Here is a 22,796-nt window from a genome sequence, read left to right as displayed (position 1 = left end):
TAAGGGGGAAATACAATTTGAAAGTTTTTGTTAAAAGTTTTAAAAGGTATATTAAAAATATCTGTATGGCGAATACTGTGATTATGAAAGTTTGTCTCTGCTTGACAGGGGTATTGGTAGGGTTGGGTGTGCGGAAGGATAAAAAACGATCGGCGGCGGCAGTGGCAGTGGCTGCCATATTTATCGGCTATATGTCCGTGCTTAGAAAATTTTTGAATTTATACAAGGAAGAAAAAGAAGATGAGGATTATATTTTGAATGAAGACTGCTTTGAAATTATCGACTAAGAATTAATCCCCGTATGAAATATTGCGGGGATTAAAAAAAATATATTTTTTTTAAAAAATGTGTTGACAGATTGCGGATATATATGTTATTATATCATTCGTCAGCAAATGAAAGATAAATAAACGACAAAGCATTTGCCGGATTTTTCTGGCTCAGTAGCTCAGTTGGTTAGAGCGCCGGCCTGTCACGCCGGAGGTCGAGGGTTCGAGCCCCTTCTGAGTCGTTTGCAGATTATATAATCTGCATTTGTGGGAGTTTAGCTCAGCTGGGAGAGCGCTTGCCTTACAAGCAAGATGTCACAGGTTCGAGCCCTGTAACTCCCATTAAACATTTAAAAAGATACGGAAATTTCCGTATCTTTTTTATTTTCCAAAACATTTAATTTAAAAACTGCTGAAGCTGTTGTTATCCTGAAAAATTTTTTGAATTTTGTATTGATTTTTTTTATTTGCAGTGATATTATTCTACTAATAAAATATTTTGGCTGTGACGGAGCATAGTAGTAATCGGAGTAAGGCTTTTAAGAGAACGGACGTTTTAGCTGTGAGCGTTTGTAAGCCGCCTGTTATGAAATTCCCTCCTAAGCCGCAGGGTGAAGGCTTTTGCTTGTAGTCCTGCACGGATTTCCCCGATATAGGAATGAGGAATAGAAGTTTTGTTCCTTTAGTTAAGCGAGCGTTTATGCTAATTTGGGTGGTACCGCGGATTATTTTCGTCCCATAGGATTTTTATCCTATGGGACTTTTTTATTATCATTTTAATAGGATAGGAGTGTATTTTTATGAATTACTGGAACAAGGAAATCGAATGTATGCCACGGGAAGAACTTAAAAAGCTTCAATTTGAAAAACTTTCGGAAATGCTTAACAGAATATATAACAACGTGCCGTTTTACAGGAAAAAATTTGATGAAATAGGAGCAAAGCCGGAGGACATTAAAACTTTTGACGATTTCCATAAACTGCCCTTTACTATTAAAACTGATTTAAGAGATAATTACCCGGATAAATTGAGGGCATGCGATAAAAAAGATATACGCCGCATACATGCGTCCAGCGGTACGACGGGAAAACCGACAGTTGTGCTATATACGCAAAATGATATAGATATGTGGGCGGAATGTGTCGCAAGGGCGCTTACAATGGCCGGAATAACAAATAACGATACGGTTCAGGTTTCATACGGTTACGGCCTTTTTACGGGAGGGCTCGGCGCGCACTACGGCGCTGAGAAGCTTGGAGCCGCCGTTGTGCCGACTTCTTCCGGCAACACTAAACGTCAGCTTATGCTTATGCAGGATTTAAAAGTGGATGCGCTGTGCTGCACGCCGTCGTATGCGCTTATGCTGAGTGAAGCGCTTGAAGAAAGCGGAGTGGATACAAAAAAACTTCCTTTAAGGGCCGGTATTTTCGGAGCGGAGCCATGGACGGAGGCAATGAGAAGCGAACTTGAAAAAAGATTGAATATCGACGCTTTAAATATATATGGGTTAAGCGAAATTGCAGGCCCCGGAGTTGCAATGGAATGTCTTTCTAAGAACGGCATGCATATAGCGGAGGACAATTTTATTGCCGAGATTATTAACCCCGAAACGGGCGAAACGCTTCCGGACGGAAGCGTCGGAGAACTGGTTTTTACCACAATCACAAAAGAAGGAATGCCGCTTTTGCGTTACAGAACAAGGGATCTAACAAGGCTTATAACCGAAAAATGTTCATGCGGGCGTACTCATGCCAGGATTGACAGGATAATGGGCAGAAGCGACGATATGCTTATTATAAGAGGCGTTAATGTATTCCCGTCACAGGTAGAAAGCGTACTTCTTGATATGGGAGAAACTTCCCCATACTATCACCTTATTGTAGACAGGGAGGACAACAGGGACTCGCTTGAAATTCAAGTCGAAGTTTCAGATTTGATGTTTTCATCGGAGATCCGTGGGCTTGAGGAACTTAGAGGAAAAATTAAGAAAGAAATTGAAAACACGCTTGGAATTGCCGTTAAAGTTTCGCTTATCGAGCCTAAGACGCTTCAAAGAAGCGAAGGCAAAGCCGTCAGAGTTACCGATAAACGTGTGCTTTAATATAGAATTATGTTATTTTTGGTGTTATAATTTACATAATGAATAATATAGGGAGCGTGATAGTGTGAAAGCAACTCAAATATCCATATTTCTGGAAAATAAAAGCGGACGGCTTGCCGCCGCTACACAGTCCGTTTTAGAGGCCGGGGCTAATATGAGGGCTCTTAATATTGCGGATACTTCGGATTTTGGGATTTTAAGGATCATGGTTGAAAATCCCGATAAAGTTTATGAACATTTGAAAAACAGCGGTTTTACAGTTAAAAAAACAGAAGTCCTTGCGCTTTTAATACAGGATGAGCCCGGGGCCTTAAATAAAATACTCGGTATTTTTGACAGGAACAATATAAATCTTGAATATATTTATACTTTTATAGGCAAGGATGATTCTAAGGCGGTTATAATTGCAAGGGTTAGAAACCATCTTGAAGCTGAAACGGCTTTAATAAAAGAAGGAACTACGCCTTTAAGCCACGAGGAAGTTATGAGAATTTAAATTTATATATTTAAAGTATTTGCTTGGAAAATAAATAATAACGGTTAAAAAAGCGGCATAAAATTCACTGGATTATTTTGAAATATTGTAATTAATGTTTGGAATATCCTGTGAAAATGTTTTGGCTTTTCAGGCGCCGCATAAATAGGGGAGATTAAAAAACAGGTTTTAGTTTTGCTGAAGCCTGTTTTTTTGTTGGTTCGTTATTAATGAACTAAAGTAAATATTAACAAATCATATGGTTGTTTTTTTGCTATAATAGATATTGTGCGTATATAATACTTAATGATATTATTCTATTAACATAGTATAAGGAGGTAGTTTATGTATTCCTGTGTAAAAATAAGCGATAAGGACAATGTTGCAACCGTAACAAAAACGATTTGCAAAGGGGAAACTGTTATTTATAAGTTTAAAGGCGATGAATTTAAGGTTACTGCCGTATCCGATATACCGATATATCATAAAATGGCTTTAAGCGATATTGAAAAGGGAGGAATTGTAATTAAGTATGGATGTAAGATCGGGTATGCCCTCGAAGATATAAAGGCAGGCGGGCATGTACATACGCACAACCTTTTCAGCAGTATGGATTGATTTTGAATTGGAGGAACAGGCTATGAATTTTAAAGGATACAGAAGGCCGGACGGAAGGGCCGGAATCAGGAACCATATACTTATACTGCCGTGCTCGCTTTGCGCAAGCGAAACTGCAAGATTTACGGCAAGCCTTGTGCCCGGCGCCGTTTATATACCGAATCAGGGCGGGTGCGCTATTGTGAAAAAAGATTTTGAAATGACGCTTGAAGTCCTGTCAGGGTATGCGGCAAACCCGAATGTTTACGGGACCGTTGTAATAGGAAATACATGCGAGCAGGTTCAGGCACATCTTCTTGTGGAAAAAATTAAAGAAAAAACCAATAAACCGGTTGAAAGCGTTGTAATAAGAGACGTCGGCGGGACGATAAAGGCGGTTGAAATCGCCGCGCGGTATGCAACACAGATGAGCCGTGACGCAAGCAAGCTTGTCAAAGAGGATATCGATATTTCCGAACTTATAATGGCCACAGAATGTGGAGGTTCCGATCCGACAAGCGGACTTGCGGCAAATCCGGTCGTAGGCAAAGTAAGCGACCGTCTTGTTGATATTGGGGCGACTGTTATTTTAAGCGAAACAAGCGAGCTTGTAGGCACTGAAGATATACTCGCACCTCGATGCAAAGATAAGGAAACTGCCGAAAGGCTCCTTCACATTATTAAACGGAATGAAGAACATTTTGAGCGTGCCGGAGAATTTCTCAGGTTTGGCAATCCGTCTACAGGAAACAAAGAAGGCGGCTTGACTACGCTGGAAGAAAAATCTCTCGGATGTATACATAAAGCTGGCGAGAGGACGATTATGGACGTTTTTGATTATGGGCAGATGGTTACGTCGAAAGGTCTTGTGGTAATGGATACGCCCGGGCAGGATATAGCCTCTATTGCAGCAATGGTTGCCGGAGGCGCGCAAATAGTTATATTTACAACAGGTAGGGGAACGCCTACGGGCAACGGCCTTGTGCCCGTTATAAAAGTAACCGGAAACAGCGAAACGGCTAAGCTTATGGCGGACAACATTGATTTTGATGCAAGCCCGGTTTTAACCGAAGGGAAAGAAACGGATGAACTTGGAGGCGAGCTTTTTGATTTGATGATGAGGGTTGTAAACGGCGAGAAATCAAAAGCCGAGGCTCTTGGATTTAATGACGTTTCTATGGCAAGGGAATGTAATTTCTGTTAAATAGTAAGGAACTAAAGCCTTCAAATATGTTTAAAAACATGTTGAAGGCTTTTTTATATAGTTTAAGTGGTTTTTATATATGCTTAATCAAGGAAGTCCTTAAGTAAAATCAACATGGAAATTTATATGTGCAGGCAAAAATATACTATATGTAATGTTGATGGTAAATAGACATATGCGGATGTTTTCTTTTGGTTTGTTAAGCGGCTTTTTAGTAACGGAATGTTAGTAAAAGCTGGTTTTTAAAGGGAGTTGCAACAGAATTTTTAAATAATTAAAAAGCACAGGATGTTTTGGCAGATGGGGGTTAAAGAGCTGTATTTTTATTATTTTTTACTTTTAGAGTGAAATAATAATCTTGTAATATAAGTTTATTTGATAAGCAGGATAAAATATAAGCAAAAACTTGAAAAAAACAGTGATTCTACAATAAAAACAGTCTATATTTGCAGACTGTTTTTTTGCCTGTTGTCATTGTTTGTCGTAAAAATTATAGAAGCAGAATGGCGGCAGCGGTTATTTGCAACGGTAATTGTAAAATAGCGGCAAAAAAGTTTTTAGGCGTTATGCGGCAATAAAAAATCTACAGCCCATAATTTTAGCGTATTCTTTGTGACTGCCATAATTGTAAGATATGGATTTAACCGTATTATTTCAATATGGATTGCGGTTATAATTTTAATGTTTGCGGCAATATTGCTGTTTTACTCAATCGGATTAAAGCGCCGAATTTAAGAATATATTGAAGTTTATATTAATTTAAAAATTTCATAATGAACGATACACATAAAATTTCACATTTATTAAGGGTTTGTTTGATATAGATATTTCTTTTATTCAAAGTTAATGTAAAAATGCCGATTATGTCCTTACCGTTTCCTATGGTAAAGGATTATATTTTTTAATAGGTTGCAATATATGCATAATTTTGCTATAATGTTGCGGATATATTAAAATTTAATGCTTGCGTTGTAAACTGTGGAACATGCTGAGTTTCAAAAACTTGCAGGTTTTAAATTTAATTACAGGAGAGGGAGGAAAAAAATGGGAAATTCAGAAATTATCAAGCTGATAATACTTGCCGTTTATCTGCTTGCGATGCTTGCCGTTGGGTTTTTAACGTTTAAGCAGAATGAAGGTTTTGAAGATTATGTGCTTGGAGGTAGGAAGCTTGGAAAATGGGCGACAGCGTTGTCAGCTCAAGCTTCGGACATGAGCGGCTGGCTTTTGGTTGGGCTGCCCGGAGCCGCATATCTTGCGGGAGTTGAAGCCGGATGGATAGCTATCGGCCTTGGAATAGGAACATATGCCAACTGGAAAGTGCTTGCTAAAAGGCTCAGGATTTACACCGAAAAGGCCGGAAATTCTCTTACTTTGCCGGAGTACTTTGAAGCGCGTTTTGAGGACCATTCTGGAATATTAAGGCTTATACCGGCGCTTGTTATTATTATATTTTTTACAGTTTATACGGCGGCTCAGTTTTCAACTGGAGCAAAGCTTTTTGAAATGCTGCTTCATGTTCCGTATCAGGTTGCGCTTGTTATAGGCGCTATTGTTATAATAGGATACACGTTCCTAGGCGGCTTCTTGGCAGTTTCGCTGACTGACGTTATACAGGGAATGCTTATGTTTTTTGCGCTTTTGGTGGTTCCCGTATACGCTGTTGTGCAGATGGGAGGCGTCGAAACGATTACGGAAGGCGTGCTTGGAATTGATCCGAATTTTTTGAGCCTTACAAAAGCGACGGGCGGCGGAATGGTGCCTTTAATGTCTATAATTACAAACCTTGCCTGGGGGCTTGGATATTTCGGACAGCCGCATATACTTGCAAGATTTATGGCCATAAACGATCCTGATGAACTTAAACATTCCAGGAGGATTGCTATCGTATGGGTTGCAATTACGCTTGTAGCGTCTGTAATTTGCGGAGTTATAGGAAGGCTTTATTTTATAAACAGCCCGCTTGCAGACAGCGAGCAGGTGTTTATGCTCATGGTTGATCAGATGTTCCCGGCCGTATTGGCAGGCATATTTCTTGCGGCGATACTTGCGGCCAGCATGAGCACCGCCGATTCACAGCTTCTTGTTACGGCGGCGTCGGTAAGCGAGGACATCTATAATCAATATATTGATAAGAAAGCGGATGACAAAAAGAAACTTCTTGTTGGACGTTTGTCGGTTATTGCCATTGCAGTGATAGGCGTAATGATAGCGTTTGATCCGGACAGTTCGGTTTTCGGGCTTGTTTCGAACGCATGGGCGGGGCTTGGAGCTTCATTTGGGCCTGTGGTTATAACGTCTGTATTTTGGAAAAGGATGAACAGGTATGGTGCAATGGCCGGTATGATCGGCGGGGCAGTTATGGTTTTGGCATGGAATATGCTTGAAAAGATGTTTGCTGACATTACTATATTCCAGCTTTATGAATTGCTTCCGGCATTTATAGTTTCGCTTTTGCTTATATTTATTGTTTCAAACGCAACTAAAGAACCTTCAGAGGAAATGTACAGGATATTTGACGAAGTTAAAGCGTCTTCAAGAAATTGATTTTTAAACGCACTGTTTTTATACAGTGCATTTTTTTTGATAAAATACCCATAATATATCTGGGTGATTATATGAAAAAATTAATTATGATAATATTTGCACTAGTTTTTTCGGTAAATGTCTATGCTGAAGAGCTGAAAGTTGCGGCCCAGGGGGCGGCGTTAATGGATGCGGAAACAGGAAGGGTGCTTTGGGAAAGGAACATGGACGCCCCTATGTCTGTTGCAAGCACAACTAAAATTATGACCGCTATTATAGCTTTGGAAAGCGGAAAGCTGGATGAAACGGCAATCGTATCGAAAAAAGCGGCTGTAACGCCGAAAGTTAGGCTGGGACTTTCAAGCGGGGAAGAATATATATTGGGGGATCTGCTTTACCCCCTTATGCTTCAATCGTGTAATGATTCAGCCGTTGTAATAGCCGAACACATCGGAGGAAGCGTTGAGGGTTTTGCCGAATTAATGAATGAAAAGGCGAGGGAAATTGGAGCGAAGAACACAAAATTTGTTACGCCTAACGGCCTTGATAAAGACGATAATCATTCTACAGCGTATGATATGGCTTTGATTACCAGATACGCTTTGGAAAACGAAGATTTTTGCAGGCTTATTTCAACGCCGAGCTATAGTTTTTCAAGCTGTAATGGCAAAAGATCGTTTACAGTAAGCAATAAAAACAGGCTGTTGAACGAGTATGAAGGGGCTATAGGCGTTAAAACAGGTTTTACAAATAAAGCCGGCCATTGCTTTGCCGGAGCGGCGGAACGAAACGGGACGCAGCTTATAACGGTTGTGCTTGCCAGCGGCTGGGGAAATAAGGGAAAAGAACAAAAGTGGATTGATACAAAGAACCTTTTAAATTATGGTTTTGAAAATTTTTCCCTTAAAAAAGTTATGGATAAGGGATGTGAGATGGGAACGGTTGAGGTAATTTCTTCAAAAGAAGGAAGCGTCAATGCGATAGCCGCAGAGGATGGATTTGCTATGCTCAGCGAGGAAGAATTTAAAGGCATTACCGTTGAGAAGAAACTATTGGAAGCTGTTGAAGCGCCTGTAAGAAAGGGCGAAAAAATCGGAAAGGTTTCCGTTTATACGGCTAATGGAGAACAGCTTTTTTCGACTGATATTGTAGCGGCTGAAAATATAAAAAGGCATGATTTTGAAACTTCTGTCAAAAAATTGATAAATATGTGGCTAAATTCCCCAACAGACGGTATACTATAAAATAGCCAATGTTTAAATAGTATTATCAGGGGGATTAAAAAATGGAAGTAAGGCTTCAAAAGTATCTTGCCGATTGTGGCATAGCGTCAAGAAGAAAAGCAGAGGAACTTATACAGGCGGGCAAAGTTTCCGTAAACGGAGTTGTTGTGACGGAACTCGGAACTAAAATTGACGACAAACTTGATTCTGTGTTTTATAACGGAAATAAAGTTTTGAACAAAGAGAAACCGGTTTATATAATGCTTCATAAGCCGGAAGGGTTTGTAACAACCGCCAAGGATCAGTTTGATCGGCCTACGGTTATAGATTTGATTAAAGGGGTTAATGAAAGAGTTGTGCCTGTAGGAAGGCTTGACTATGACACGTCGGGACTTCTCCTGCTTACAAACGACGGCGATTTAACGTATAAACTGACGCACCCGAAACATCAGGTAAAAAAAGTTTATTTGGCAAAACTTTTCGGTACTCCGGATATAGGATGCATTAATAAATTTAAATGGGGAGTTACTGTTGACGGAAGAAAAACTGAACCGGCAAAGCTGGAAGTCTTAGAAGATTTGGGTAAATATTCGGTTTGCAGGATCACAATAACAGAAGGGCGCAACAGGCAGGTTAGGAAAATGTGCGATGCAATTAAACACCCTGTTGCCACACTCAAAAGGGTTGCCACAGGAGAGTTGGAGCTTGGGGATCTGCCGAAAGGAAAATTCAGGATTCTTACTGAAAAAGAGGTAAAATATTTGAAATCACTTTAAGTTTTAAGCAGGAATTTTAAAATGGCTGTACATGGAATACCGTTTTAATTCGGCAATTCCTGTATCGGCCTTTTATTGTGCGGTTCATTTGCTTTTTCGGCGGAAACGCGATTTGACTGACTTATGTATCAGGATATCTTCGGTTTACAAGGTCATATACGCTCAATATAATAAATTTTTCTGCTATTTGGCGTTTCAAATGCTTGATCGGATTCTCGAATTTCTCGTTGAGAAATGCTCTCGCTGTGTTTTCGTATGGGTTGTATACGTGTGCCTGCGGGCAAGCCTGCATATTCGCGTTTTGGATAACAAAAAATTTATCAATATGTCGTTGAACAGTTAAGGATGGCATAGCGGTTTAGGAACAAGAAAAAGGCGGGCAGGTTCAGCCGGAAACGGCGTCAAATGTGTTTAGCCTCGCTGTTATGGTCTAATGCCATCCTCAAATAATGTTGTGCCATTTTAAAATTAAAGGAATTTGCCTTAAAAACATATTTAGTGATTTGTAATCATAAGGCTCTAATTAATTGTTATTACAACTATTTCAGGAGGATTATTTATCCTGAATGGGATTATGCTGTTTCCGAGGCCGCGGCTTACAACCATGTTTGTATTGCCGGACGTATAAACTCCGCTTGTATATTTAGGAAAAAATCCCTGATTAGGCGCAATAACTCCGCCTATGAACGGTATGCGGAATTGGCCGCCGTGCGCATGGCCGCAAAGTACAATATCCATGCGGTTTTTAACGTAAGTTTCAAAAAGCTCCGGCCTGTGCGATAAAAGTATTTTATACTGGCCGCTGTCTGAAGAAAGCGAATTTAAATAATTATCTAAAATTTTTTCATCGGATTCTGTTCTGTCGGAAAAAGACGGATCGTCCGCTCCTATCAAATTGATTTGAACGCCGTTAAATTCAAATAATATGTTATTATTTCTTAATACGTTTGCTCCTGCATTAATTAATTCCGCTTCAAATGAAGCGTATTCCGGTATTCTTGCTTCATGGTTGCCTGTAACATAATACACTGGGGCGATTTCACAAGCTTTTGAGGTAAATTCAACTGCTATATCGGTATTTGTGCGTCGGGAATCGATTATATCTCCGGTTACGGCGATAATATCCGGATTTTCAGAGCTTATTTTTTCTAAAAGGGATGAGTTGGCATGGCCGAATTCGGCATTATGCAAATCTGAGATATGGACGATTTTCAGGCCTGAAATATTATTTAGAGCGGATTCGGAAGAAACTGTTACATATGTTGTTGTAAGGGATGTATTTTCCCGCCGGATACACAGTGAAACTACAACGGTAAATATAAGAAGTATTAATAGTAAACGATTTTTTGACTTTTTCAATAGGTCACCTCTTTGTATTTTTATTATTTACGGATATATATATTTTATTATTATTTTGATCAATTTGAAATAATTTATGTTTTTACTGTCACATCTATAATATTTGTTTATAATAACCTTAAATTCATCGTATATATTTTCGATATACCATATTTTTGGAGAAACATGGCGGTTATATTTCGGTTTCTTTGTTTTTTGATGCGATAAAATATACGGCTAAGTAAAATTTTAAAATCAGAACAAATATTTTGGCGGGGATTTTAAAATGCATTATATTTTCATACCGTTTTACACTGGGGGATTTGCTAATGCAGTTAAGCAGGCTTTCCTTTCCGAGAAGGAAAACGCGGCCTATTATAATATACACAAGAGCAATGACCGACATGATAAATGTACACTTAGTCATGATTACAATCCACGAAGTTAAATTAGTTTCAACAGCTGATTTAAGAGTTATTGCCATAATAATAAAATTTATAAGAGCTTTTCCTAAATTTCTGCGTTCAAATTTACATGAATTGTTACTGTTTGTGTAATGTTTAATTATTTTTTTGCTTAAGAATTTTCAATATTTTTCCACCTTTATGAAAAATTTCTGATTGTAATGAGTATAATATTCCAACATGGAACAGTTGTTGGATCTCCATACCGAAAATCAAATTTTAATCGAATCTCAAGTGTCACAAAATTGTACCCTTTATCTTTTAATTTTCTTAAATCTTCTATAAGGGCTAAGCTCGTAAAAGTATAAGCTCCTGATATTATACCTGTTACAAATAGTATTTTTGAAACGGCAAGTGCAAATGCATTTTTAGGAATTTTGTATGTAATTAAACCGGAAAAAGCGTACATTGAGGAATAGTTTGTGGTTACATGAAATATTTTGCTTGGTTTGTTTATAATTTCAATCAGTTCGTCTATTGTTTTAACAATGCTAAATTCCTTTTCCTTACCTATTTCAAAGAAAATGTTTTCCCAATCGTCGTCAACCATTGCTTTTAATTTTATAAGTATATTATTATCAATGTTTAAGCCATATTTTTTAAACCCATTTAAATTTAAAGCTGTTGCTGCAGTATTGTTATTTTCACTTCTTATATATGTAATATAAGGGATTGCAGAAGAAACATCTTCCGAAATTTTATTGTATATGGAATTAAACAGGCCCTTGAAATATTCAGTATATTTATAATTTCCATGCATGTATTTTTTAGAAATATGTTCATTGAATATTGTTTCTTCAAAGATTTTAATAAATTGGTTTGTGCATAATTCTTGTATTGTAGTTCCTATTGCCATTTTATAAGGATGGTCGAAGTAATATTTATTCAGCACGTCTTTAACAAATTTTTCATCATATTTCCCCATTATTTCAGATGCAAAAGCAGTTTTTTTAACATCATTGCCGACAACACGTTTAACGCCTTTTTTAACAATATTTTCTAATATTGCTAATTTAGCTGATGTTGACAATAGCCTGTTTTTTTTATTGTGTATCATGTTTGCAGCATTGTCAACATCTTTTTGAGGGGCGTTGCTGTAAAGTCTTGTTTCCCTATCAGATAGAAGCAGTATTTTTATACATTTATCGGCGCTGCTTTTTACTGAAATATGATTTAACATATCGTCAATTCATGATATGAATCGGGCAAATTCTTCACGTCTGCTAAAACTCTCCGACCTCATAAGGAAAAAATTTTTTGCAGTTCAAGGCGCATATGCGCCGGCATAGCGGATCCTATGACAAGCTTATGCAACACAGAAATGCAGAAAATTTTTCCTTGAGGGGCGTGTGTGCCCTTGTAAACTGAAGCTAAGCTTGGTCAATTACAGATTTCATATCTTTTTCTTTCTTTAAAATCATGCCATAGTAATCATACGGCGACACATCTTTCATAATCTTTTTCAGATTGAATTTTTTATTTATGTCATCAAAGTAATGTTCCGTGCCAAAAGTTATGCCGGTTGTTTTTGGCGCTGAGTTTCCTAATAGTTCTGTTTTTCCGAAATCCAATAGATTATCCACCTCAGGTAAATGATTATATAATAAATACTTATTGCGGCCGTGAAAGTGTCATACATTATAAAAACAGTGGTTTCAAGATACATATAATAAGATTGTATAAAGCCACAAAAACGCCGGTTTATGCAAGCACAGTTTAATATAATGTTATTTTTTTAACTGTTTTTCAATGCGCAAAATGATTTGAAGTTACGGCAAGCCTTATCAAGCTTTATTTTTAAGAAAAAATGTAGTATAATAAAAAATTAGTATATATAGATAAGGGGATTATTTATAATGGTTAAGCTGTATTTAATAAGGCATGGCGAAACTGAATGGAATAAAGCCAAACGGTTTCAGGGATGGACCGATATTGAATTATCGCAGGAGGGCAGGCGGCAGGCAAGCCTGCTTGGCGAAAGGTTTAAAAAGATTGATATTGACGAGATATATTCTTCCCCGTTGAAAAGGGCTGTTGAAACGGCAAGGCCTATTGCGGATATTAAAGGGCTTGAAATTAAAACGAATGAAAACTTTAAGGAAATTAATTTCGGCGAATGGGAAGGAATGACTGCAAAAGAGATTTCAACGAAATATGGCAAAAGTTTTGACGAATTTATAAAATATCCTGAAAACGGTACTTTTCCGGGAGATATTTCATTTGCTCATGTTACCGAAAGGATAAAAATCGGCCTGAGGGACGTCCTTGACGGAAAAGATGACAAAAATATTGCCATTGTATCGCATGGAGGTATAGTTAGGCTTATTATTAAATATTTAATGGCTTTTGAAGGCGAATGGTATAACAAAACGTGGATTGACAATACGTCTGTTTCTATTGTTGAAGTTAGAAAACACGGCAATTTGCTCAGGGTTTTGAACGATTATTCGCATCTTTTGTAAAGGGTGGTTAAATGGGAACGGTTATAGTTATAGGCGGCGGCGCGGCGGGCATGGTTGCGGCGGGAAAGGCCGCTGAAAACGGACATAATGTGCATTTATATGAAAAGAACGACAAACTCGGAAAAAAAATATACATAACCGGGAAAGGCCGCTGTAATATAACAAACGACAGCGATGTTGAAAATTTTATTGAGAATATACCGGGAAATCCGTATTTTTTATACAGCGCTTTATATTTGTTTGACAGTTCTAAAACCATAGAGTTTTTTAACTCCCTTGGGGTAAAAACGAAAGTTGAACGGGGAAACAGGGTTTTTCCCGTAAGCGACAAAGCTGCCGACGTTGTGCATGCGCTTGAAAAATATGTAAGAAAAAATAAAGTTAAAATCCACTTGGGATGTGCGGTTAAGGATGTTCTGACGGAAAGCGGAAAGGCAAAAGGGATTGTTACATGCAGAGAAGAAACTGTATACAGCGATTCCGTTATAATTGCAACCGGCGGGCTGTCATATCCGGGAACGGGTTCTACAGGCGACGGATATGCTTTTGCAAAAAAGTGCGGTCATACCGTTACGCCGCTTTATCCGAGCCTTGTACCTTTAAGGGCAGAAGAAAAATGGTGCGCCGATTTAATGGGGCTCAGCCTTAAAAACATAAAAATAACAATTAAAAACAATAAGGGAAAGCAGATTTATGAAGATTTCGGAGAAATGTTGTTTACACATTACGGTGTGAGCGGGCCTGTTATATTAAGCGCAAGCAGGCATCTTTTGGGAAAGTTCGGAAACGGTGCAAAGCTTTACATCGATTTAAAGCCGGCGCTCGACGAAAAAACGCTTGACAGCAGAGTATTAAGGGATTTCGATAAATATATAAATAAAAATTTTGCGAATTCGCTGGACGACCTTCTTCCGCAGAAATTGATCCCCGTAATATTATCGTTAAGCGGGATACCGGGGCAAAAGAAAGTACACGATATTACAAAAGAAGAAAGAAGGAAGCTGGTTTCCGTTTTGAAAGGCTTGGAGCTTAACATAATGGGAACGTCAGGATACAATGAGGCTGTTGTTACCAGCGGCGGGGTGGAAGTTGATGAAATTAATCCGTCTACAATGGAATCAAAATTTATTAAAGGGCTTTACTTTGCGGGAGAAGTATTGGACGTTGACGCATATACCGGGGGATTCAATCTTCAGATAGCTTTTTCTACTGGGTATGCGGCAGGGAGCAATGTTTGTATGGAGGGAAAATAATTGGCATACTGCATAAGAGGGGCTGTAACATGCAGCTCAAATACAAAAGAGGATATATTAAATGAAACAAAAAGGCTGTTGTTGGATATAATAAGTGAAAACAGTTTAAATATTGAGGATATAATATCCGTATTTTTTACGGCCACAAAGGATTTGGACAAGGCATATCCGGCGGCGGGGGCAAGAGAACTTGGCATAACGGAAGCGGCTCTTATGTGTTTTCAGGAAATGTATGTTGACGGCAGTCTTGAAAAATGTATCCGTGTCGGAGTTTTGGCGGAAAACGGAAGAAAACAGAAAGACGCCGTGCATGTTTACATAGGCGGTGCGGAAAAGCTGAGGCCCGATTTAAAAAGATAGGAGGATATACAAATGAAAAAATTTGCCATAGCTATAGACGGGCCGGCCGGAAGCGGCAAAAGTACGGTTGCAAAAATTTTGGCAAAAAAGCTCGGCATTGTTTATATTGATACTGGGGCAATGTACAGAACCGTTGCTCTTAGCTGTATAAGAAAATCAATTGATACTAAATCAAGCGGAGATGTCGTTTCTTCACTTGAAAATTTAAATATAGATATTGTGACAGAAAACGGAACTCAAAGGATCTTCCTTGACGGAGAGGACGTTACGGGTAAAATACGCACTCAGGAAGTCGGGCAGGGCGCGTCTGACGTTGGGCTCATACTGGAAGTGAGAAATAAGCTTGCGGACATGCAAAGGCAAATGGCAAAGGAAACAAGCGTAATAATGGATGGCCGCGATATCGGCACAAATGTGCTTAAAGATGCAGAGGTTAAAATATATCTCAATGCAAGCGTCGACGAGCGCGCTAAAAGAAGATGCGGGGAGTTGGAGCAAATTGGATGTCCGCTTCCTTTTGATAAAGTGAAGGAACAGATAATCGAACGCGACAGGAACGATATGAGCAGAAAACATAATCCGCTTATGAAAGCCAACGATGCCGTTGAAATTGATTCAACGTATATGTCTGTAGAAGATGTTGCATGTGAAATAATTGAAATCGTAAACAAGAAAATAGGCAGGTAAATATTTATGGAAATAATTGTAGCAAAATCGGCCGGTTTCTGTTTTGGTGTGAGCCGGGCGGTTGAAGCCGTTTATAATGCCGTCGGAAACGGCGATATTTATACATACGGGCCGATTATACACAATAAGACTGTTACGGACGAACTCGCAAAAAAGGGCGTGAAAATAATAAACAGCATTGACGAGATCGAAAACGGTACGGTTATTCTCCGCTCTCACGGGGTTGGTGAGGAAGTGTATAAAGAAATAGAACGGGCGGGGATAAAGCTAATCGACGGTACTTGCCCTTTTGTTAAAAAGATACATGATATTGTAAAAGAAGATTTTGAAAACGGGTGTAAAATTATAATTATCGGCGACAGTCTGCATCCGGAAGTAATAGGAATTAACGGCTGGTGCAGAAACAGCGCAGTCATTGTCGAAAGCGCCAAAGAAGCCGAAACTGCTGAATTAGATACAAGACAAAAATATTCTGCCGTTGTTCAGACTACGTTCAGGGCAAGCAGATTTAATGAAATAATTGATGTTTTGAAAAGACGTATATCGCATATCAAAGTGACAAATACAATTTGCTCCGCAACGGAAAAAAGACAGACGGAAGCGATAGAATTATCGAAAAATGTTGACAAAATGATTGTTATAGGCGACAGGAAAAGCTCTAATACACAAAAATTATACGAAATTTGTAAAAAAAATTGCGATAAAACGTATAATATTGAAACTTTTGAAGATTTGGTGTTGAATATTTTTAACAACAATGATAAAATTGGAATAACTGCTGGTGCGTCAACACCATCGGCAATAATAAAGGAGGTCATTGGTACTATGAGCGAGAATCTGAATGATGCAGTACAAAAAATAGAAGGAGAAGAGGAAATGTCTTTCCAGCAGATGCTGGACGAGTCATTTGTTACTTTACATACAGGTGACATTGTTAAGGGAACTGTTATTCATATTAATAATGAAGAAGTGTCCGTTAATCTCGGATATAAATCAGACGGTATTATTCCAAGGGATGAATACAGCAGCGATGTAAATTCAGTTCCAAGCAAAGAACTTCAGCCCGGAGATGAAATAGAAGTTTTTGTTGTGCGCGTTAACGACGGAGACGGAAACGTACTCCTTTCAAGAAAACGCCTTGAATCTATGAAAGGCATGGAAGATTTACAGAAAGCTTTTGAAGAAAAAACAGTTGTTGAAGGCAAGGTTACAGAGGTTGTTAAAGGCGGTATTATTGCCGTTGTTAACGGAGTTAAAGTTTTTATCCCTTCTTCACAGATTTCAAACAGGTTTGTTGAAGACCTCAGCGTTTATAAGGGCCAGACAATCGAATTTGAGATTATTGAGCTTGACAGGAGCAAACGACGCATTATCGGCGGAAGGAAAGCTCTTATTGAAAAAGAAAATGCGGCTAAAAAAGAAGCTTTATTCGCTACTATTGAAGCGGGCAAAAAGGTTACCGGAACAGTCAGCAGGATTACTGATTTCGGCGCATTTGTTAATTTAGGCGGCATTGACGGCTTAATCCATATATCGGAAATGAGCTGGGGACGCATTACAAATCCAAGGGAAGTATTAAAAGAAGGCGACACGGTTGAAGTTGTTGTGCTTGAAGCAGACAAAGAAAAAGGAAAAATTTCACTTTCACTTAAAGACGTTACGCCTAACCCATGGTCATTAGCGGCTGAAAAATATCCTGTTGGCTCAATTGTAGAGGGAAAAGTTGTAAGAATGGTTCCTTTCGGCGCTTTTGTTGAGCTTGAAGTTGGCGTTGACGGGCTTGTTCATATTTCTCAGATTTCTTCTAAACATGTTGTTAAGCCGGAAGATGAACTTAAAATCGGTGAAATAATAAAAGTTAAAGTTCTTGAAGTTAATACTGAAGCTAAAAAGATCAGCCTCAGCAAAAAAGAAGCGGATGCTCCTACAGCAGAAGTTTCTGAAGAAGAAACGGCGGAATAATATATAAGTTATCATTTTGGCGTAATTTTAAGGCCGTGTTTCGGGTATTATATCCCGAAATGCGGTTTTTTGGTTTTATTAAGCAAACAGCTTAATAGCCGAAGAACTTGACGGTTTTAATATTAATGAAAAATCTCCTATGCCTTGATTATTTTGAGCTGTAAAGCGGCAAGAAAGCATAGGAGATTTTTCATTTAAAAGTTTCAAGATCAAATTTATCTGTTGGTTAGCGATTAAAACGGGGTTTCAAATATATCGTTGCTATACAAATTATCGTATCCGGGAAGTTCATCACGGGAGGCTGTTCCGCTGTTTAAGGCCCATTGACGAAGTACAGCGTATAATTCGGCTTCGGCAGAAGCGAAATATGGATTTACATATAATATACTCAACAGTCCCCCTGTAAAAACAGACAGAATAAACCAGCCTATGAACGATAAATGGAATGTGAATGCAAACATTTTATTGCCATACATCATTTCTTTGCTTATTTTAAATGCCCTGTTTACATCAATTCCGGGATTTTCGCTTAATATATAAGGTATCATCATATATTCATAAGATTTAATTACTCCCGGGATAATGAATAGAAAATACCATAGAGTTGTATACAAGTCGACAAAAAACATCGTCTTTACTGTATTTTCAGTTTTTCCGATTTGATAAACATAAAAAATGTTTTTAAATCTTATTTTATCTTCGCGCTGGGCCATAAAAAAGCGTTTTGTACCAACGTTCAAGGGATATAAAATAAACAGCCGCAGGAGGAATACAAATATAAATACAAAAATAAATATAAGAAATGTCGACGTTTGAACGCCGATTCTTATTAAATCGGAAATGTTCATTACAAGTTCCTGCGAATAGGAAATTACATTGTTTGGCATTGCAGAAAATGATGAAACTGTTAAAAGTGTTTCAAAAACAGTGCCGTCATTGTGGATAAGCGATAGATTATCAACTGTAGGAAGTTCATCCAGAACGCCTGTTAGAATGCTGAATATCAAACATACGGCAACGCAAACCCAATAAGATTTTTTTAAATTAATGTTTGCTTTATATTTAAGTTCGCTGTTAATCAGCATAATATCACCCTATTGTAATATAGTTTTTAATTCAACGGCAGTAATTTACAAACTGTCCAATTCATCAAGCCATATCCTGCTTACAGCGTCGCTTGGCATTCTCCAGTCGCCGCGCGGCGAAAGGCTTATTGTGCCGACTTTAGGCCCGTCAGGAAGGCATGAACGCTTAAACTGCTGGGAGAAAAAACGACGATAGAAGTTTTTCAGCCATTTTAAAATTACTTCTTTGCTGTAAATATCGCTGAATACAGTTTCGGCGAAGAAAAGTATTTTTTTTGGCGGAAAACCGAACCTCACGACATAATACAAAAAGAAATCATGCAGCTCATAGGGACCTACGATATCCTCTGTTTTCTGCCGAATTTTACCGTCTTTAGTAGGCGGAAGGAGTTCAGGGCTTACGGGAGTATCTAAAATATCGCTTAAGATACGGTTCGAGTTTTTGTCAAGGTATCCGGAATCAGTAACATGTTTAACGAGCACACGCACAAGCGTTTTCGGTATGCCGCTATTTACGCCGTACATTGACATATGATCCCCGTTGTATGTTGCCCAGCCAAGGGCAAGCTCCGACAGATCCCCTGTTCCGACAACAATAGCGTTTTCTTTATTTGCAATATCCATTAAGATTTGAGTACGTTCCCGAGCTTGAGTGTTTTCATAAGTTACATCGTGGACGTCGGGATCGTGGCCGATGTCTTTAAAATGTTGGAGACACGCTTCTTTTATTGATATTTCTTTAATTGTTACTCCCAAAGATTTCATAAGGTTTATGGCGTTGTTATAAGTTCGGTCTGTCGTGCCGAAACCGGGCATAGTTACGCCGATTATGTTTTGACGATCAATTCCTATAAAATCGCATGATTTTGCCGAAACGAGAAGGGCAAGCGTTGAATCAAGGCCTCCGCTTATGCCTATTACAAAACTTTTCGAGCCGGTATGGACGAAACGCTTTGAAAGCCCCGTAACCTGTATATTAAAAATATCTTTGCACCGTTCGCTTAATTTTTCATTGTCGGCCGGAACAAACGGCGTTTGAGTTAACGGACGTTTAAGCGTTTCGATTCTGCTTTCGCTTATATCAAAATAAATATTTCTGTATTGTTTTTGTGAGTATGCAGGAGTCATAAATGAGGTGTTCTTTTTCCTGTCGTTGCAGATCGATTCGAGATCTATATCGGCATATATAAGTTGATTTTCTTTTGAAAACCTCTTAGTTTCTTCCAACATAACGCCGTTTTCGCATATCATGCTGTGACCGCTGAAAACAACGTCTTGGGTGCTTTCTCCTATTCCGGCGGAAGAATAAATATATGCGCTTATTGTTCCCGCAGACTGATGTGCGGCCAGAGCGCGCCTGTAATCATTTTTAGCTGCAAGCTCGTTGCTTGCGGAAAGGTTGAGGATTACATTTGCGCCGTTTGTGGCAAGGAAACTGCTTGGAGGAATTGGAGCCCATAAATCCTCGCATATTTCAATTCCAACCGAAAGATTTTTAATATTTTTGCATTTAAAAATCAAATCGCTGCCTATAGGAACATCTTGACCGCAGTAGTTAGTCTGATCCGAAATAAGAGAGCCGGCCGGGCTGAACCATCGTTTCTCATAAAATTCACTGTAATTCGGAACGTATGTTTTTGGAACAATGCCCAATATTTTTCCTTTATTTATCAGTACGGCGCAGTTAAATGTCTGGTTGTCGCATACTACGGGAGCCCCGGCGGCTATCAACATATCCGTGTGTTTGCTTTTGGCGGCGATTAAATTTATGCTGTTTTCACATTCCCTTATCAGCGCCGTCTGCAAAAATAAATCCCCGCATGTATATGAAGAAACCGAAAGCTCCGGAAAGCATAATATTTTTATTCCGGCATCGTCCGCTTGATTTATAAGCGAGGAAATTTGTTCCGTATTATATTTGCAGTCTGCAACTTTGAGTTTTGGAACCGCAGCGCCGGCTCGTATAAGATCATACATTCATAACACCTCTGTATTTTAAATTTTTCTGAACAGTCCGACAACTTTTCCTACAATGGTACAGTTGTTTACAATTATAGGCGACATGGCAGAATTTTCGGGTTGAAGGCGTATATGCCCTTTTTCTTTATAATATCGTTTTACTGTTGCAAATTCTTCTATCAAAGCAACCACTATATCACCGTTGTCGGCAGTTGGCTGCTGACGTACGAGTATTAAATCTTTGTCAAATATTCCGGCCTCAATCATGCTGTCGCCGCGGACTTTAAGCATAAAAGAATCGGAATTGTTTACATACTGTAATGGAATAGGAAACGTATCTTCAATATTTTCAACAGCTAATATAGGCGTTCCTGCAGTCACTGTGCCGACTATGGGGACATTAACTGTTTCCTGATGGTATTCGGGAAGAGGGGTGGAATCAAGTATTTCAATGGCTCTCGGCTTTGAAGGATCTTTACGGATGAATCCCTTTTTTTCAAGGCTGGACAAGTGCGCATGAACTGTTGATGTTGACTTAAAACCGATAGCGTCGCATATTTCTCTCACGGAAGGAGGATACCCCTTCATTCTAACTTCCTTTTTTAAGTATTCTAAAATTTCCTGTTGTTTTGCGGATAGCCCGGTCATTTATATTCACCTCTGTTATTTTAGCTTTAATATACAAATTATAACACATAGTTTGATAAAATCAAACCTATGTTCCTGATTTTTAAAAATATATTGACAACAAACTTATGTTCTGATATATTTAGAACATAAGTTTGAATTTTGCTAAAAGGGGTGGAAAAATGAGAAAATTTGTTTTGTTTATAATGACGTTTATATTTGTTGTGGCAGCAGGATGCCTTTCTTTTGGAGAAACTAAGGAGGATAGTATTATTTACTATAAGAATATTTATATTTTTCGCGACGACACTCTTTGGCAAATTGCAGAAACATATAAACCGAATATTTTTTCAACCTCTGAATATATTGCCCTTATTAAAGATTTTAATAATATGAAAAACGATAAAATTATTGCCGGAGAAAATTTAATTATTCCTATATATGAATTATATGAATAATTTTTTTCTAAATTATTCTTTGTTTTTGGCTGAATAAATTGCGGCTAAAAAACAATAATAGTATCGCGGGCAGTTATTGATTTGCCGCAAAACTATTTATAGGGAGTGTTTATATTATGGATAAAAAGTCAACAAAATCAAGCACAAGCAAAAGCACAGAAAAGAAAATGGACAGGACTGAATTTGCACAGGAATATAACTTAAACACAGAAAAAACACAGAAATGCAACTCAAATAAAACAAGCAAAACAAGCAAATCTAAGTAATTCCAAAGAAGTTTAATTTATAGACGTTTTTATTCCCGGTTTTCTTAACCGGGAATTTTTTTAAAAAAACTTATCAAAAAGTGTTGACAAAAGGGGAAAAATCTGTATAATAAGTATTCGTGTCAGCCACGAAACGAAGCAAAGGGGCTTGGATGAAAACCCGGCGGGATAGAAGGGCAAGGGCACAGGCTGAGAAGCCAGATTAAAGAAATTAAAAAAAGGGCTTGACAAAAGCCGAAAAGAGAGTATAATAGATACTCGTGTCACCCAAAGGAGGCCGGCGGGAGAAAGCATGGGACTTAAATAAAAGCCTATATAAAAGGAAAGAAAACATGCGGGATTCCAAAGGGATAAAAAACTTCAAAAAGGGTATTGACAAAATGTGAAAAGAGAGTATAATAAATACTCGTGTGTCAACAAAGCGCGGAAGCGGCGGAAGCCGAAAAGCGGCGAAAAAGAGCTTAAAAAAGTTTGAAAAAAGTGTTGACAAATAATAAAGAGTGTGATAAAATATCACTCACACTGAAACGGCGAACGAGCCGGAGTAAGCATTGAACTTTGAAAACTGAACAGTTGATTAAACTAAACCCATAGTTAATTCTAAGCCCGAGAGGGCGAAAGTAATTCAACGGAAATAAAAAAGAAGCTAGTGGAAATCTTATGAAGAATGAGATATCCTAAGCGGGAGAACTTTAATATAAGA

The 22,796-nt window shown here is 38.3% G+C and carries 21 protein-coding genes, 2 tRNA genes and 1 other annotated feature; of the genes, 17 read left to right on the top strand and 6 right to left on the bottom strand.

The genetic code is table 11. The annotated features are described in order from the left end of the window. Positions 1-17: 17 nt before the first annotated feature. The 10 genes from NE664_00115 (at position 18) to NE664_00070 (ending at position 9,172) form a co-directional block, all read left to right on the top strand. Positions 18-287: a hypothetical protein gene (locus NE664_00115; GenBank protein MCQ4725071.1), complete on the top strand. Its 270-nt coding sequence runs from the start codon at positions 18-20 to the stop codon at positions 285-287. A gap of 150 nt (positions 288-437) precedes the next feature. Further along, a tRNA-Asp gene (locus NE664_00110) sits at positions 438-511 on the top strand. Between the two features lie 27 nt (positions 512-538). Next, positions 539-611 (top strand) — tRNA-Val (locus NE664_00105). 154 nt (positions 612-765) lie between these two features. After that, positions 766-1,011, top strand: a binding site (T-box leader). A gap of 58 nt (positions 1,012-1,069) precedes the next feature. Further along, positions 1,070-2,371: a phenylacetate--CoA ligase gene (locus NE664_00100; protein ID MCQ4725070.1), complete on the top strand. Its 1,302-nt coding sequence runs from the start codon at positions 1,070-1,072 to the stop codon at positions 2,369-2,371. Between the two features lie 64 nt (positions 2,372-2,435). Continuing rightward, positions 2,436-2,867 (top strand): ACT domain-containing protein, encoded by a 432-nt coding sequence (locus tag NE664_00095; GenBank protein MCQ4725069.1) that lies wholly within the window; start codon positions 2,436-2,438, stop codon positions 2,865-2,867. A gap of 324 nt (positions 2,868-3,191) precedes the next feature. Beyond that, positions 3,192-3,464 carry a UxaA family hydrolase gene (locus tag NE664_00090; GenBank protein ID MCQ4725068.1) on the top strand — a complete coding sequence of 91 codons (273 nt, stop codon included), beginning with the start codon at positions 3,192-3,194 and terminating at the stop codon, positions 3,462-3,464. A gap of 22 nt (positions 3,465-3,486) precedes the next feature. After that, positions 3,487-4,647, top strand: a complete 1,161-nt coding sequence (locus NE664_00085; GenBank protein ID MCQ4725067.1) for a UxaA family hydrolase — start codon at positions 3,487-3,489, stop codon at positions 4,645-4,647. Positions 4,648-5,691: 1,044 nt separating this feature from the next. Further along, entirely contained in the window at positions 5,692-7,194 is a 1,503-nt protein-coding gene (gene putP, locus NE664_00080; protein MCQ4725066.1) for a sodium/proline symporter PutP, read from the top strand. 71 nt (positions 7,195-7,265) lie between these two features. After that, positions 7,266-8,417 carry a D-alanyl-D-alanine carboxypeptidase gene (locus NE664_00075; protein MCQ4725065.1) on the top strand — a complete coding sequence of 384 codons (1,152 nt, stop codon included), beginning with the start codon at positions 7,266-7,268 and terminating at the stop codon, positions 8,415-8,417. A gap of 41 nt (positions 8,418-8,458) precedes the next feature. Then, the gene (locus tag NE664_00070; GenBank protein MCQ4725064.1) at positions 8,459-9,172 is read left to right on the top strand and encodes an rRNA pseudouridine synthase; all 714 of its coding nucleotides are present in this window, start codon (positions 8,459-8,461) and stop codon (positions 9,170-9,172) included. Between the two features lie 519 nt (positions 9,173-9,691). Here the strand turns inward: NE664_00070 and NE664_00065 are convergent. The 3 genes from NE664_00065 to NE664_00055 form a co-directional block, all read right to left on the bottom strand. After that, positions 9,692-10,531, bottom strand: coding sequence for a metallophosphoesterase (locus tag NE664_00065; GenBank protein MCQ4725063.1), 840 nt, complete (start codon positions 10,529-10,531; stop codon positions 9,692-9,694). Between the two features lie 582 nt (positions 10,532-11,113). Further along, entirely contained in the window at positions 11,114-12,154 is a 1,041-nt protein-coding gene (locus tag NE664_00060) for a hypothetical protein (GenBank protein ID MCQ4725062.1), read from the bottom strand. Positions 12,155-12,344: 190 nt separating this feature from the next. Further along, positions 12,345-12,545: a hypothetical protein gene (locus NE664_00055; GenBank protein MCQ4725061.1), complete on the bottom strand. Its 201-nt coding sequence runs from the start codon at positions 12,543-12,545 to the stop codon at positions 12,345-12,347. Positions 12,546-12,830: 285 nt separating this feature from the next. Here NE664_00055 and NE664_00050 point away from each other — a divergent pair, with 285 nt between their 5' ends. Genes NE664_00050 through NE664_00030 form a run of 5 tightly spaced genes read left to right on the top strand, consistent with a single transcriptional unit; the run spans position 12,831 to position 17,698 of the window. Continuing rightward, positions 12,831-13,436, top strand: coding sequence for a histidine phosphatase family protein (locus tag NE664_00050; protein ID MCQ4725060.1), 606 nt, complete (start codon positions 12,831-12,833; stop codon positions 13,434-13,436). Positions 13,437-13,447: 11 nt separating this feature from the next. Continuing rightward, complete coding sequence (locus NE664_00045; protein MCQ4725059.1) at positions 13,448-14,689, top strand: NAD(P)/FAD-dependent oxidoreductase; 1,242 nt, start codon at positions 13,448-13,450, stop codon at positions 14,687-14,689. After that, positions 14,690-15,049, top strand: coding sequence for a chorismate mutase (gene aroH, locus NE664_00040; protein ID MCQ4725058.1), 360 nt, complete (start codon positions 14,690-14,692; stop codon positions 15,047-15,049). 12 nt (positions 15,050-15,061) lie between these two features. Next, positions 15,062-15,736 (top strand): (d)CMP kinase, encoded by a 675-nt coding sequence (gene cmk, locus NE664_00035; GenBank protein MCQ4725057.1) that lies wholly within the window; start codon positions 15,062-15,064, stop codon positions 15,734-15,736. A gap of 6 nt (positions 15,737-15,742) precedes the next feature. Further along, positions 15,743-17,698, top strand: a complete 1,956-nt coding sequence (locus NE664_00030; protein MCQ4725056.1) for a bifunctional 4-hydroxy-3-methylbut-2-enyl diphosphate reductase/30S ribosomal protein S1 — start codon at positions 15,743-15,745, stop codon at positions 17,696-17,698. Between the two features lie 233 nt (positions 17,699-17,931). On the opposite strand, the gene NE664_00025 is transcribed toward NE664_00030, so the two are convergent. The 3 genes from NE664_00025 to lexA are packed head-to-tail and all read right to left on the bottom strand — an operon-like array spanning position 17,932 to position 21,390. Beyond that, entirely contained in the window at positions 17,932-18,783 is an 852-nt protein-coding gene (locus NE664_00025) for a DUF975 family protein (protein ID MCQ4725055.1), read from the bottom strand. A 45-nt stretch (positions 18,784-18,828) separates the two neighbouring features. After that, complete coding sequence (locus NE664_00020; protein ID MCQ4725054.1) at positions 18,829-20,760, bottom strand: NAD(+) synthase; 1,932 nt, start codon at positions 20,758-20,760, stop codon at positions 18,829-18,831. 18 nt (positions 20,761-20,778) lie between these two features. Next, positions 20,779-21,390: a transcriptional repressor LexA gene (gene lexA / locus NE664_00015; GenBank protein MCQ4725053.1), complete on the bottom strand. Its 612-nt coding sequence runs from the start codon at positions 21,388-21,390 to the stop codon at positions 20,779-20,781. Positions 21,391-21,551: 161 nt separating this feature from the next. Here lexA and NE664_00010 point away from each other — a divergent pair, with 161 nt between their 5' ends. Further along, complete coding sequence (locus NE664_00010; protein ID MCQ4725052.1) at positions 21,552-21,827, top strand: LysM peptidoglycan-binding domain-containing protein; 276 nt, start codon at positions 21,552-21,554, stop codon at positions 21,825-21,827. 116 nt (positions 21,828-21,943) lie between these two features. After that, on the top strand, positions 21,944-22,093 hold the full coding sequence (locus NE664_00005) for a hypothetical protein (GenBank protein MCQ4725051.1): 150 nt from the start codon (positions 21,944-21,946) through the stop codon (positions 22,091-22,093). Positions 22,094-22,796 lie beyond the last annotated feature (703 nt).

The organism is Anaerotignum faecicola, assembly GCA_024460105.1.
In the GTDB taxonomy this organism is placed as follows: Bacteria; Bacillota; Clostridia; order Lachnospirales; family Anaerotignaceae; genus JANFXS01.
Note: the sequence above shows the minus strand (reverse complement) of the source record. Positions and strands in the feature narration are given on the sequence as shown.

Bases quoted from the DNA above. Each gene is read 5' to 3' on its own strand.
- NE664_00060 (MCQ4725062.1), bottom strand. From the start codon at position 12,154: ATGTTAAATCATATTTCAGTAAAAAGCAGCGCCGATAAATGTATAAAA.
- NE664_00025 (MCQ4725055.1), bottom strand. From the start codon at position 18,783: ATGCTGATTAACAGCGAACTTAAATATAAAGCAAACATTAATTTAAAA.
- NE664_00030 (MCQ4725056.1), top strand. From the start codon at position 15,743: ATGGAAATAATTGTAGCAAAATCGGCCGGTTTCTGTTTTGGTGTGAGC.
- cmk (MCQ4725057.1), top strand. From the start codon at position 15,062: ATGAAAAAATTTGCCATAGCTATAGACGGGCCGGCCGGAAGCGGCAAA.
- NE664_00005 (MCQ4725051.1), top strand. From the start codon at position 21,944: ATGGATAAAAAGTCAACAAAATCAAGCACAAGCAAAAGCACAGAAAAG.
- NE664_00085 (MCQ4725067.1), top strand. From the start codon at position 3,487: ATGAATTTTAAAGGATACAGAAGGCCGGACGGAAGGGCCGGAATCAGG.
- NE664_00100 (MCQ4725070.1), top strand. From the start codon at position 1,070: ATGAATTACTGGAACAAGGAAATCGAATGTATGCCACGGGAAGAACTT.
- putP (MCQ4725066.1), top strand. From the start codon at position 5,692: ATGGGAAATTCAGAAATTATCAAGCTGATAATACTTGCCGTTTATCTG.
- NE664_00075 (MCQ4725065.1), top strand. From the start codon at position 7,266: ATGAAAAAATTAATTATGATAATATTTGCACTAGTTTTTTCGGTAAAT.
- NE664_00090 (MCQ4725068.1), top strand. From the start codon at position 3,192: ATGTATTCCTGTGTAAAAATAAGCGATAAGGACAATGTTGCAACCGTA.
- NE664_00020 (MCQ4725054.1), bottom strand. From the start codon at position 20,760: ATGTATGATCTTATACGAGCCGGCGCTGCGGTTCCAAAACTCAAAGTT.
- lexA (MCQ4725053.1), bottom strand. From the start codon at position 21,390: ATGACCGGGCTATCCGCAAAACAACAGGAAATTTTAGAATACTTAAAA.
- NE664_00045 (MCQ4725059.1), top strand. From the start codon at position 13,448: ATGGGAACGGTTATAGTTATAGGCGGCGGCGCGGCGGGCATGGTTGCG.
- NE664_00010 (MCQ4725052.1), top strand. From the start codon at position 21,552: ATGAGAAAATTTGTTTTGTTTATAATGACGTTTATATTTGTTGTGGCA.
- NE664_00070 (MCQ4725064.1), top strand. From the start codon at position 8,459: ATGGAAGTAAGGCTTCAAAAGTATCTTGCCGATTGTGGCATAGCGTCA.
- NE664_00050 (MCQ4725060.1), top strand. From the start codon at position 12,831: ATGGTTAAGCTGTATTTAATAAGGCATGGCGAAACTGAATGGAATAAA.